Annotated in this window: 9 protein-coding genes; 4 read left to right on the forward strand and 5 right to left on the reverse strand. The window is 50.5% G+C overall.

Going from position 1 to position 13,424, the window contains the following annotated elements; genetic code table 11:
- Nucleotides 1-224 precede the first annotated feature (224 nt).
- Together K3T82_RS06655 and K3T82_RS06660 are read left to right on the forward strand one after the other, a co-directional pair.
- Nucleotides 225-1,406 carry a hypothetical protein gene (locus tag K3T82_RS06655; protein WP_220192699.1) on the forward strand — a complete coding sequence of 394 codons (1,182 nt, stop codon included), beginning with the start codon at nucleotides 225-227 and terminating at the stop codon, nucleotides 1,404-1,406.
- Nucleotides 1,407-1,819: 413 nt separating this feature from the next.
- Nucleotides 1,820-2,962: a serine/threonine protein kinase gene (locus K3T82_RS06660; RefSeq protein ID WP_220192700.1), complete on the forward strand. Its 1,143-nt coding sequence runs from the start codon at nucleotides 1,820-1,822 to the stop codon at nucleotides 2,960-2,962.
- A gap of 554 nt (nucleotides 2,963-3,516) precedes the next feature.
- On the opposite strand, the gene K3T82_RS06665 is transcribed toward K3T82_RS06660, so the two are convergent.
- The 3 genes from K3T82_RS06665 to K3T82_RS06675 all read right to left on the reverse strand — a co-directional run bounded on the left by K3T82_RS06665 (nucleotide 3,517) and on the right by K3T82_RS06675 (nucleotide 7,092).
- On the reverse strand, nucleotides 3,517-4,233 hold the full coding sequence (locus K3T82_RS06665) for a tetratricopeptide repeat protein (protein ID WP_236031252.1): 717 nt from the start codon (nucleotides 4,231-4,233) through the stop codon (nucleotides 3,517-3,519).
- 35 nt (nucleotides 4,234-4,268) lie between these two features.
- Nucleotides 4,269-5,285 carry a serine/threonine-protein kinase gene (locus K3T82_RS06670; RefSeq protein ID WP_220192702.1) on the reverse strand — a complete coding sequence of 339 codons (1,017 nt, stop codon included), beginning with the start codon at nucleotides 5,283-5,285 and terminating at the stop codon, nucleotides 4,269-4,271.
- 136 nt (nucleotides 5,286-5,421) lie between these two features.
- Nucleotides 5,422-7,092: a tetratricopeptide repeat protein gene (locus K3T82_RS06675; protein ID WP_220192703.1), complete on the reverse strand. Its 1,671-nt coding sequence runs from the start codon at nucleotides 7,090-7,092 to the stop codon at nucleotides 5,422-5,424.
- Between the two features lie 697 nt (nucleotides 7,093-7,789).
- Between K3T82_RS06675 and acnA the strand changes: the two genes are divergently transcribed.
- Nucleotides 7,790-10,621 (forward strand): aconitate hydratase AcnA, encoded by a 2,832-nt coding sequence (gene acnA / locus K3T82_RS06680; RefSeq protein ID WP_220192704.1) that lies wholly within the window; start codon nucleotides 7,790-7,792, stop codon nucleotides 10,619-10,621.
- Nucleotides 10,622-10,730: 109 nt separating this feature from the next.
- On the opposite strand, the gene K3T82_RS06685 is transcribed toward acnA, so the two are convergent.
- On the reverse strand, nucleotides 10,731-11,192 hold the full coding sequence (locus tag K3T82_RS06685) for a response regulator (RefSeq protein ID WP_220192705.1): 462 nt from the start codon (nucleotides 11,190-11,192) through the stop codon (nucleotides 10,731-10,733).
- Between the two features lie 218 nt (nucleotides 11,193-11,410).
- Here K3T82_RS06685 and K3T82_RS06690 point away from each other — a divergent pair, with 218 nt between their 5' ends.
- A complete protein-coding gene (locus tag K3T82_RS06690; RefSeq protein ID WP_220192706.1) occupies nucleotides 11,411-12,247 on the forward strand; it encodes a nucleotidyl transferase family protein in 837 nt (278 codons plus the stop codon).
- Nucleotides 12,248-12,294: 47 nt separating this feature from the next.
- Here the strand turns inward: K3T82_RS06690 and K3T82_RS06695 are convergent, their stop codons facing one another.
- On the reverse strand, nucleotides 12,295-12,978 hold the full coding sequence (locus tag K3T82_RS06695) for an FHA domain-containing protein (RefSeq protein WP_220192707.1): 684 nt from the start codon (nucleotides 12,976-12,978) through the stop codon (nucleotides 12,295-12,297).
- Nucleotides 12,979-13,424 lie beyond the last annotated feature (446 nt).

Genomic DNA, 13,424 nt, shown 5'->3' on the forward strand with positions numbered 1-13,424 from the left:
GGATACAATAAGCGTGCTTCCATCAAAATTATATTTACGCATACAATAGTGGAAAGTTGAGGAGGAAGAAGCAGATGTCAGACACAACCACTAATCGCAGCCATATTGATAACGCCTCATTAGTGATGCCAGAAGAGGCAGAAAGAGACATATCAGACAATATATATATGATGCAAGAAAGGTTATCATCTCCACTTCAAGGAAGTTCAACCAAAGATACAATAATGGAGGCAACTCCACTTCCCGGTACGGTAGAACACCTGTTAGCCCTTCGCCCCATACCTCCGCTCGATACCAATGCTCCTGAAGTAAAACAACGATTGAGTCTTCTGAGAAATGAGATGACACATTTACTAATGCTGAAACGGTGGCGGAAAATCACAGAAGATGAGATCGCTAACCAGATCGTCTCATTAATTCAGGTTGGCCCGTTTCAGCAGTGGCGAAGTGTGCTTCCAGCAATGCTCTATGAGATTGATCGCATGGGCAGTCTCCTACCCATCTGGCTGCGTCTAATTGAGCGAGGTGATCCGCCTCACATCTCACGCCAAACCGATCCAACCACTAATATTCAAGCCTACACACGGCGTATGGCAATCCTGCTTCTCGGTTATTATAAGCGACCAATGTCCACACATCATTCGCTGATTACTTTCGCGGACCAAACTCAGTCTCAAGAACTCACACGTTTCCTCGGTTCCCTGTTACTGGACCCATCGATCTCGCAATATGCCTCTCGATCCCTTGCCATAATGGGAACTTGCGAAGCTCTAGAGGAGTTGCTCCATGGCTTTGCTCAGGCCCAGGATTGGCCCAAAATAGATATCCTGAAATGCTGCCTGTCGCTTCAACAGGAGGCATTCTATCCTCTATTATTATCGAGTGGATTACAGCGGCTACATGGTCTGGAACCATATGCCGCGCACGCGCTTTATCACACGCTTCCCCTTGATACATATCTGTACCAGCCACAACTCTCAGCTCAAGCGGCGTTTCTCCTCTATTGGATGTTTAGCGAACATACCCCCTCCCTGGAACCTGATAGCTCACCACAACCACTTTTTGAAAATGGTCGCTTTTCTGATAATGTCTGTGCGCTCTTCTACAGCGCGCGATACCATCGTACCTGGCAAGACGCACTCGCCCTCCATGAACTGGGGAAGCTACTAGGACATTATTGGCAAGCCATGCAATATGGTGATGGTGTACAAAGTGCCATACTTTCACATATCACTCCATGTCTACCCATGATGCCTGAAATAGAACAGTGGTTGCATGAAACGGGAAACGACCTTTTATCGAATGCACTGCACACCTCAGATGCGACCCTGCGCCCCCTCATCGAACGCACTCTTTGCGAACGGCAGGCTACTTCTACGGATAAGACAACCAGCACATATAACTAGCTTACAAGTAGCCTCTGACTACATTCTCACTATGTATGATCTTCCCCAGTGACAAGCGTGGGTAAGAGATGAGAGTTGCCTTGTTAGACAGGCCCCTCCCTTACCCACATCCTCCCCAAATGAAAACATGGAATACTTCTGATTTATATCACACTATACGATACCTTCTTGGTAAATATCGATATTTTTATTTTATACATGTACTTTATCTCTATATATTTTAAAATCAAATACTTTAATATCGCATCTCAGAAGGCGTATACATCAACTATTTAATAGCACCTTTTTCTCATTGTTAGGAGACTTTTTCTACGTAGAGTGTATACTGTGTGTAGAAAAGCGTATCAATAAGAACGTGTGAGCAAAATACCAGTTCGTATTATGCTCGCACCTTCTCTCTAAGGGAATGTTGGATGAATATGTTGGTGGGGAAAACTCTCGGCGGTTATCGCCTAATACATCTTGTCGAGAGTGGTGGTATGGGTGATATCTATCTGGCTCAACATGCCCGCATTGGGCGAAAAGTAGCCATCAAAGTTGTCTGTGGAGATTTACGAGCGGTTCCAAATACCCCCGAAGGGAAGCAGGCTGCGGCGCGATTTGAGCGCGAAGCTCGCGCTGTGGCAGAATTAGACCATGAGAATATTCTGCCACTCTATCACTTTGGTGATGAATGTATGGAGCCCGATGGACCTGCAATTACCTATCTGGTCATGCCTTACATGTCAGAAGGTTCACTATGGAATTGGCTACAGAAACGCACCCAGCAGTATGGTTTTGGCTGGCCTATTTCGGCGGAAGAAGGTGGCTATTATCTCTTGCAGGCTGCGGCAGCACTTCAATATGCTCACGATCATGGCATTATTCATCGCGACATTAAGCCTACAAACTTCCTGATACGGGTTGAGCGAGGCAATCCCAAAGGGCATCAGCACCTCAATTTGCCACTGATCTTTCCGCATGGCCGCCCGAAATTGCTCCTGGCCGACTTTGGACTGGCTGCCTTTTACCGCAATGGGCGTTCGCTACATCGCTCAGTGGGTACACCACTCTATATGGCTCCAGAGCAATTTGATGATCCCACGCTGGCAACCTCGGTGCACGTTGGTCCCTCGGCGGATCAATATGCTCTTGCGGTCATGATGTACCAACTTATTACCGGACGCGCGGTCTTCGAGGGAACGGCATCGCAATTACTTCACCATCATCATAATACGACACCAACACCTCCCAGCTCGTATATTTCTACGCTCCCACCCGAGTTAGATGAGGTGTTTCTCCGCGCACTCGCGAAGAAGCCCGAGCAACGCTACCCCAACATTATGGCATTTGCACAGGCCTATGACAACGTTTTGAAGGAGCGCACACAGATACATCTTCATGCCCCGGCACGCGGACTTGAGGGGGCAAGCGACAACCCCAGGATGAAGCATATATCATGCCCAACCATCAACGCGAGGCGACAACACTTCCCATGCCTCCAATTGATAAGTTTATTGGCAAAGTGCGCGCGCCATCTCAAATTCCAAGCATATCCTCAGCGACCGTACATGTAGCTGCTGCTCAGGAACAAGGACTACTCTCCCCAGCTCGACGGAGAGAAAATAGCAATGCTTCAGATGCACAACACGCGTCTCTCTCCTCACTAGTCGCCGCCAGTATGCCATTTCGTAGTATGCAGTTCAAGACACTCCCGCTGTATCTCCTACAACAATCAACAGCCTTTGGTATCATCATTGTAGGTCTGGTTTTCTTGCTTCTCTTGACGGTCGGTATGCTTTTGACAATGCTTCTACTAGGGCATGCCAGATAATTCAAAGGGGAGCTATCATTTTCAGATGCTCCCTGAATGCCATTTATATGACATTTACAGTCTCTCGCTTCGGCAAAAGGCATCTCCACTGAGCCTTCAATCGGAAATGTAGGTCTTCAAGATATAGATACACAATGCCACTTCATTTGGTAGATATTTATCTATTTTATCTTCGTAGCCAATTGCTCGACTAATAACAAAAATAGATTGAACCTTTCAAAGATATTGAATCACATACCAGTGCGCGACAAGCCAGACAGAAGACGATCTACAGTATCGGCAAACACCAATTGCTAGCTAGCCTCTCAAGGTCCAGGCGCGCGCACGCTTGCGCGCTTTCTGCGCCTCTTGTGTATTACCTAGAGCCTCATAGACCTCGGCCTTTAAGAGCCAGGCACGAACATAGCCTTTGTCCATCTCAGTCGCCTCATTGAGTGCATCCAGAGCTGCCCGATTATGTCCATGGCGCAATAAGGCCTCAGCTTTATTACACCAGGCCACCGCGCTGGAAGGATTGACGATCAAGGCTCGCGTATAGGCATCAACCGACCCGGCATAGTCGAGCAGGCTGGAATGCACATTGCCCAGACCATTCCAGGCCTGGAAGCTCTTTGGATCAAGCGCCAGGGCCTGTTGATAGGATTCCAACGCCTCCTCAGGCTGGTTCATATCAAGCTGCGCATCGCCTTTCCCATTCCAGGCCGCGACATACTGAGCATCGATTGAGAGCGCGCGCTCAAAATGCGCCAGGGCCTGCTGATAACGTTGTAAACGCATAAACACCAGTCCAGCACTCACCCAGACGACAGGGTTGCTCGCGTCAATCTCAGTAGCGTACAGGTACGCATCCAACGCCTTGCGATAATAGCCCTGGTTATAGAGCGCAGTACCCTTTCCATTCCAGGCATAGAAGTTCAAGGCATCCATACTCAAAGCCTCCTCATACGCCTGAAGGGCCTGTGAGTAACGCTGCTGCTCAAGATAGAGGTCACCCTCCCGGCACTTTTCCGCAATACTCGTAGTGTTGGCTCGCCGAGTAGTGCTCTGCGCTACGACGCTTTGCTTACCAGTATTACCAGAATGCGAGGCTGTACTGCCCCCCGTGAACCTTGCCGCGAGGAAGGAACTGTGTGAACATCTGGAGCGACAGGATTTTGATACGGGACACGCACCCTGGGAACTTTAGCGCTGGTTGTGAACGCCGCGTCGAATGCCTGCATAAACTCCTGCATATCGGCATAACGACTCTCAGGGTTGGAGGCAATGGCACGCAGCACAACATCATCCAGGGCCTGCGGCAAATCAGGGTTTAACGACGTTACAGGAGGCACCGTCCCACCCGCAGGATCAAGCGGATGATAGCCTGTTAACATCTCGTAGAGCACAATAGCACACCCATACTGATCGCTACGTGGATCAACCACACCGCTCGTCTGTTCAGGTGCCATATATCCAACTGTGCCTCGTACGGTGACAGTTCTACCCACACGCGCTCCAGGTTCTAAAGCACGCGCAATCCCAAAATCCGTAATCACCAGGCGATGGTCATCCTGGTGCAAAAGGATATTTTCTGGCTTAATATCACGATGGATAACAGGTCGAGGACGTGTATGTGCATAGTTTAACGCACTGGCAAGCTGGGTAAAGCTGCTCTTAGCCTCTGACAAAGGTAACGGGCCATTGGCATGTGCTAGGCGTGTCCTTAAGGAGCCCGCCGTATAGAGCGGCATCACAAGAAATACACTGGGGCCATCCCGACCATAATCCAAGACTGGCGCTATATTTGGATGATCCAGCGTCGCCGCGATTCGGGCCTCACGCAGAAAATGTTCGTGTTCGCTATTTGTTGTGCGACTGGGCAGAAGGACTTTAATACCAATATAACGTGAAAGGTTGCGATCTACGCCACGGAAGACCGCAGCATACCCTCCCTTACTGATTAAAGCATCTACACGATACCGGCCCGCTAACATAGTATGTATGAGCGGTAAGGAACAGGCACGACAAAATAAATCGCTGTCTCGGTTTTCATAACCACAATCAACTTGATCGGCGCAGCGTCGCATTCCCTCCTCCGAGTCATAAAGTTACTGCGAGCAGATATTCCTCTCGATGGTGATGCCTCAAAAAACACACAAATGGCTCTTGCTCACCAGCAACCACTAGTGGTGAAACCACCCATCTCAACAACCACACATAAAGCTAAGAAACCTCACTCCCACTCGCTTGCTGCTCCAAAGAGCGCGCCCACTCCTGACAAGAGATCGCTTCCTGGTTTCGACCAACTTTTTGTAGAACCACAGCCTTATTGTACCAGGCATCAGGCTCTTCGGGAGCGAAAGAGGTAGCCTGATCCAATGCGGCCAGAGCCTCATCAAAACGACCAAGCGCGTAGAGCGATAAACCTTTGTTATTCCAGGCTGCGATGTAGTGAATATCTCCCGCTAGAGCGCGATCAAAGGCCACCAGGGCCTCCTCATAGCGCTGTAGCTCATGCAAAAGGCTTCCCTTATTGTACCAGGCTGAGGTCAAACCATCGTCAAATTCAAGGGCATGACCATACGAATCCAGAGCATCTTCGAACTTCTGCTGCGCAGCTAGAACATTTCCTCGATTATACCACGCGCCAGCCAGACTATGATCAATTTCAAGGGCGCGATCATATGTTGCCAGGGCATCGTCATAGCGCGCCAAATCACGTAGATCATTCCCCTTGTCAAACCAGAGCGTCGCGTTCTCAGAATCAAGCTCAAGTGCGTGCTCATGTAATGGTAAAGCCTCTGCTGCATTCCCCAAACGACGCAAAATATTGCCTTTGGTATCCCAGGACGAAACATTGCTATCATCAATCTCAAAGGCTCGGTCGACCGCGATAAGCGCTTCTTCATAGCGATGCAAGCTATATAGTGTATCGCTCATGGCCTGCCAGACGACACTCTGCCGTGGATCAAGAAGCAATGCTTTGTCGAAAGCCATAAGCGCCTCTTCTGGCTTATCTTGCTCTGCCAGGGCCATACCACGCCCGCTCCAGGCATAAATATAGTTAGGGTCACACCTCAATGCCTGATCATAGCAATCCATTTCCTCATCGAACTGCCGCAATTCATGTAATACATTCGCACGCGAGGTCCACAATTCAGGCTCGCTAGGATTAAGCGAAATAGCGTGGTCATATGCCAGCAACGACTCTTCCAGGCGTCCCAGGCTCAAGAGCGCCATCCCTTTGCCGCTCCAGGCATCAATAGATACAACATCTTGTTCAATCGCCTGGTCATAGTATGTGAGAGCCTCTTCGTACTCACCTCGCTCGTATGCCAGGTGCCCCTGGGGAAGCGCATCTGACTGATGTGGACTGGCTATCGACCTCTGCTTCGGCACGGAAAGACGCACGATAGTTGTCTCATCGTCATCATTATTCTCTATATCAAGCCCAAATTCCTCCTCACCGTGAGAAGCATCCCAGGCTCGTTGTGCCTCCTGCTCACGACGAGGAGCAGCCCACACATCTCTCTTCTGCTCCACCTTTACCAGGAAGGCCAACGGTCCATCCTGGCCGTAGTCAAGCACACGAATACTCCCTGGCTCATTCATCCGTTGTGAGAGCGAAGCAGCCATTTCCGCGTTCTGTAAAAAGTCATCGCGTTCACTTACCGTCACTCCCTGAGGGATCAACGCACGTACCTGCACTTGCAACTGTTGCTGGCGGTCACGGGCGCTGAGCGTCACCGAGCCACGTTCCTGGCTCGTTAGATCCAGGATTTCATACCGCTCTAGCAGCACGGTCCCTGCTAAGGGTATACCACATCGCGCGCAAAATCGCGCCTTTTCGCGATTCGCGAAATTACATCCCTCCCGATCCAAACATAGCCCCATGAACACACCTTCCTCCCTAGCCTGCATATTACTAAAACTATTAACGCAAAAGCGACTTTGTTACCACTACTGTATCGAAAATGTCGCCAGCTTGTCAATACATATGGCACCTATTATAAGACTTATGTAGAGAAGAAAAACCTATTACTTTTAATGCTGCTTGCATGGTCCCCCCACCCTACAAACTCAGCCAGAGGATTCTCAAAGGTAGACGTCAATTAGGCGCTTCTTTTGCAGGCCAATCAGCGGTCCGCACAAAAGAAGTTAGAATGGACTATAGCAAGGAACCAGGAAACATGCAAGAGTATCCCAGTCTCTCCCTACTATATCTAGTATATGCCAAGGCCAACACATTTTCTCTTTTCCAACGGATATTGGCGCGCTTTCGACCGTCTATATGAAGTGTACATCGCACCCTCAGCCTGTTATATAATGATTATGTTCATAGGCCACAGGATTCACTTCCAGGCATAGATAAACAATCCCCTGGAGGATTTCGTGATTGTTCATCACCCTCCACGCTAGTTTTTCTCCACTAAGATCTTATACGAAAACTAACGCCGCTCTCGCGGCTAGCGAGGACTCTACACCGAATGCCTGAGCGCGTCAGCGCTAACTGCCTCAATGGCAGCGTTGGGGGTTCGTATAAAGGAGGCTGCGCTCAGGTTCTCGAATATGGAGTAAAGGATTTGTGTTTATGACGGCATACAAAGATGTATTTCATGCTCGCACATCGCTCGAGGGCACATCAGAGGCTGTAGAATACTTCCGCCTCAGCGCGCTTGAGCAATATGGCATAGCAAACCTCGATCATCTGCCCTTCACGGTCAGAATCATTCTTGAAAATATGCTCCGTCACGCTGACAACAATTTGATTAAACAGGAAGATGTTCTCTCCCTGGCTCGTTGGACACCTCGGCAGGCAGCAACCAGCGAAGCTGAATATCCTTTTTTGCCCGCGCGCGTCCTGTTGCAGGATTTTACCGGTGTTCCAGCGGTCGCGGACCTCGCCGCGATGCGCTCAGCGGTTGCTCGCCTGCAAGGTGATCCCGAAAAAATCAATCCACTCGTCCCAGCGGACCTGGTAATCGACCACTCAGTACAGGTCGATGCCTTTGGTACTCAATTTGCGTTCACGCAGAACGTTGAGCGCGAATATGAACGTAATGGCGAACGCTATGCTCTGCTGCGTTGGGCGCAACAGGCATTTAGCAACTTCCGGGTCGTCCCTCCTGGCACAGGCATTGTCCACCAGGTCAATCTGGAATATCTAGCCTCGGTCGTCATGACGAAAGATGATAATGGCACTAAGGTCGCCTATCCGGATACCCTCGTTGGTACCGATTCACATACTACGATGATCAATGGCCTGGGAGTGCTAGGCTGGGGTGTGGGTGGTATTGAGGCAGAAGCGGTACTTCTCGGACAGCCACTTTATTTGCTCACACCTGAAGTCATTGGCATGCGCCTGACCGGCGCGCTCCCAGAGGGGGCAACCGCGACCGATCTGGTTCTCACAGTTACACAGATGTTGCGCAAACGCGGCGTTGTCGGCAAATTTGTCGAATTTACCGGCCCTGGCCTCAGTTATCTAGGTCTGGCTGACCGCGCCACCATCTCGAACATGTCGCCTGAGTTTGGCGCGACCTCAACCATCTTCCCTGTCGATGCTGAAACCTTGCGCTATATGCGGGTTACCGGACGCGATCCCAAACTCGTTGACCTAGTCGAGCGCTATACAAAGGCTCAGGGGCTCTTCCGCACCGACAAGACTCCAGAGCCACAGTTCGATGATCTGCTTGAACTTGATCTAAGTACCATTGAGCCCAGCCTTGCCGGTCCGCGCCGTCCACAGGATCGTGTCTCTATGAAAGCTCTGGGCACGGCTTTCCGCGAGGCCTATGCCGACCGCTTCAAAGCCGCTGCCACCAATGTAACCACCGAGAACGCGAATATTCGCCTGGGCAACGAGGGTGGTATCGCAACCCCTGATGCCGTTGAGGCGCAAGAGGATGCCGAGCAAACCCTGGCACACGCCAACGGCAACGGACATAGCGTGCTTGAGGGGAAAGACATCTTACTCAATCTCGATGGGCAGCAAACCCATTTACGACATGGGTCCGTGGCTATTGCAGCTATTACCAGTTGTACCAACACCTCCAATCCCTCTGTGATGATCGCGGCGGGCCTGCTCGCCAAACGCGCGGTCGAAAAGGGCCTGAAGGTAAACCCGGCGGTCAAGACCAGTCTGGCACCGGGCTCACGCGCCGTCATCGACTACCTGCGCAATGCCGACCTGCTCACCTCTCTCGAACAGCTTCGCTTCAATCTCGTTGGCTTTGGATGCACAACCTGCATAGGCAACTCAGGTCCACTACCTGAACCAGTCGCCGAGGCAGTACAGGAGAACGATCTGGTGGTCACGGCTGTGTTGAGCGGAAATCGCAACTTTGAGGGCCGCATCCATCCCCAGGTCCGCGCAAGCTTCCTGGCATCGCCCCCTCTGGTCGTGGCCTATGCTCTGGCTGGTACCGTGGATATTGATCTGGTCAATGAGCCTGTCGGCATCAACGATAAAGGCGAAAAGGTCTTCCTACGCGACATCTGGCCGAGCCAGGAAGAGATCAGCCAGCTTGTTACCAAATCAGTAACACCCGAAGTTTTTGCCGAGAACTATGGGCGCGTCTTCGAGGGTGATGAGCACTGGCAAGCACTCTCCAATTCTACGGGGACGCTCTTCGAGTGGGACCCCGAATCAACCTATGTGCGCGAGCCACCTTTCTTTGAAGGGATGAGCGGAGACCCAGCCCCTATACAGGATATTCGCAACGCGCGTGTTCTGGCAGTGCTGGATGACTCTATTACGACCGATCATATCTCGCCCGCTGGTAGCTTCGCACCTCAGAGCCCCGCTGGACAATACCTGCTGGAGCATGGGGTACAGCGCCGCGACTTCAATACGTACGGAGCACGCCGGGGTAACCATGAGGTTATGATGCGCGGCACCTTCGGCAATATTCGTCTACGTAACCACCTGGCGAATGGCAAAGAAGGCTACTATACTTCTCACCAGCCCGATAGCACCGAGATGACCATTTATGATGCCTCCATGCGCTATCAGCAAGAGGGGACCCCCTTACTGATTATCGCTGGCAAGGAATATGGTTCAGGGAGTTCGCGCGACTGGGCAGCGAAAGGCCCGCTATTGCTTGGTGTCCGCGCCGCTATCGCTGAAAGCTTTGAGCGTATTCATCGTAGCAACCTCGTAGGTATGGGCATTCTCCCGCTTCAATTCCGCCCCGGCGAAAGCAAAGAGTCATTAGGTCTGACCGGGCATGAGACGTACGATATCCTGGGTATCGAGCAGGAACTCAAGCCACGCCAGACAGTCACTGTCAAGGTTACGCGTGAGGATGGCTCCACCTTTACGTTCGAGACTATCGCGCGCCTGGATAGCCCTATCGACGTAACATACTATAAGAACGGCGGTATCTTACTGACGGTACTCCGCCGCCTGATTCAGGCGTAAGCAGCGCTTACAAGCAGTATAGAGGAGGCTGTCTCTGGATGCCTATCCAGGGGCAGCCTCCCCTACGTTTTCTGTTCAGATCGGGCTCAACCTCACCTTAATGCTTCTGTTATGCCTTACCCTCTGTATTCTCAGGCAGCACAACCACACCAAACCAATAATGATGAATCATCTCAACAACATATTTTAATTTGTGGATATCAAGCGGTTTGCTAATATAGCTGGTTGCTCCCTCCTGGAAGCTGATCTTCACATCCTGTGCTTCATCTGACCCCGACCATATGATAACGGGGATCGCCTTCAAATCATCATCTGACTTAATCGTTTGTAGCACCTCCCTGCCATCAGTCTCAATTAAATTTAAATCGAGCAGAATAAGCGCTGGTCGGGGTGCGGCTGAAGGAGCACTATAAATGTTCCGCTGATAGAGGTAATCAAGCGCTTCCTCACCATCCTCAAGCCGCACTAGAGGAATATTGAGCGCCAGTTTATGCAGCACCCAACGAAATACCTCTGTATCCTCTTCGCTATCTTCTACAAACAATATTGGAGCCTGCGTTGTTGATACCATTAGTCCCCTCCCTCAATTGACGTTCACTAGACCACCCAGTCCCTGATTACCCGGTCTCATCAGAGTACCACTTTCATCGACTCGCCCCCATAATACATATATCAGCGACAAACGAAGAGAAGTATTCTTGACTACACAAAAACAGTCCAATACTATAAAGACGTATATGCTCGCTATTATGAGTCACCTTCTCATCCAACAGGTGATACAATAAAACTATGAACTCACATCTTTATCTATCCGCACGAAGCTTGAAGCGCTTGCGAGGTATCCAGCATACCCTGGATCAGCTCGATCCACGTGGCGAACCGCTCGCGTTGTCGCTTCCCGGCTCCCCCACCCCCGAGGGCAATATTATCGTCTTCACTGGTTCATTCAATCCTCCCACCCTGGCACATCTGGCTATGCTCAAGCAAGCACAACAATACGCACGTGCCCACGCTCCCATGCGTCTCTACACAGCCATGAGCAAACAGACAGTTGACAAAGAGAGTGTGACCCGCCCGCTCTTTCTAGATCGCCTGGAACTGCTAACAAGATTAATGAGGCGTTTTCGCTCTTCGGGGGTCCTACTCTTTAATCGAGGCTTGTATGCGGAGCAAGCACTGGCGATTCGTCACAGCTTGCCCAACGTACGGGCGATTTACTTCTTAATGGGGTTTGATAAAATCGTTCAAATCCTTGATCCGCGCTACTATGAGGATCGAGATAAAGCTCTGGAAGGGCTTTTTGCCCAGGCACGCCTTCTAGTCGCACCACGTGGGAATGACGGGCCAGAAGCCCTACATGCGCTACTAGAGCGGCCTGAGAATACGCGTTTCGCGGCCTATATTCAGCCACTCACCTTGAATAACACATATCGCGAAATTTCAGCGACACATATCCGCCGGCAGGACCAAGGGTATGAGCAGGCTATTCCACGCGAGGTATGGGAATTTATGTGGCATACACGGGCTTATATGCAACCACTACGCGAGCGCAACGGTTGCCTACGCGATTACTATGGTGAGCGCGTTCAGGCCCTTTCCCGTCTTCTCGGTACACAACCGACCTGAGACCAATGCTATTCTCTTTCTGGAAGCATTACGGAGCAGTAAGCCTATTAACCCTTGCTCTGCCGATATACAAAGCGAATAGAACCTATCTGCACGACATCGCCTTCGCGCAAGACCTGGCGCGTGATACGCCGCCCATTGATATAGGTGCCAACAGCAGAGCTATTATCAAGCAATTCATACATGCCACCCTCTAATTCGTGCAGGGTCGCATGATGGCGGCTAACGGAGAGGTCTTCCAAAAAGAGATCACACTCACGACTTCGCCCAATCGTCATATCTGGAAAGATTTCAAACTGGCTGACATTGCTGCGTCCACCAACTGGATAGAGATATGAAGCAGCTACTGACTGAGATTCTGCATCTTTCCCTTTTAGGGACTCGCGCCCACGTGAGGATGGCAGTTGGAACGGGCGTGTCCCCTCGCTATCATAGAAGACCATATGAGTGTGCCCAAACTCCAACTCATCACCATTGTATAGAAGTTGCTCCTGCGCCGGTTGACCATTGACAAAACTATCGCCACTCCCATGATCGTCGCGCAAGGCAAAGCCATTAGGAAGACGCAAAATACTAGCCTGCTTACGATGAACAGTGATATCCTCCAAAAAGAGGTCGCAATCACGGCTTCGTCCGATTGTGGTACAATCCTTCCACAGCTCTACCCGCTTCCCCACCAGAGGTCCCTTCTGTATGAGCAGATAAGCAGTCGTCGAAAAGTCCTGATCCATAATGCTCCACGCACTCTATCTAAACGCCGATGTGCAAACCGGCATATGGGCTTCTTCTCATAAGGTGTTCGCGCTTGCTATGACGGTGGCACCACCATGCCACATTTAGGTGATGCCCTTACATAAGGATTAGTTTTCGTATAAATCCTTAATGTGAAGAGAGTATAACGAATTGCCTTAAAATGTGTCAAGCTCAAAAGGGGTAGCATTTATACGTATTACTCAATGGCACAGTTTATGCTTTCTCCCACTCCTAGCAACATGCAACCTCGCATAGTAGAACCACATAGACCATCCTATTTCATGCACGCTGACACCACTTATAGTATACGTTTCAAAAAGTATTTTCGCTTGCTATCTCGATAGAAGACGCCAACCTGTTTCTAGCCGCCATCCCCTTCAGCGTTGTATGATACCAAGATAGAGATACATAAATAGAGAGATCC

Origin of the sequence: Ktedonospora formicarum (assembly GCF_016587355.1) — a bacterium.
GTDB classification, from domain to species: Bacteria; Chloroflexota; Ktedonobacteria; order Ktedonobacterales; family Ktedonobacteraceae; genus Ktedonobacter; species Ktedonobacter formicarum.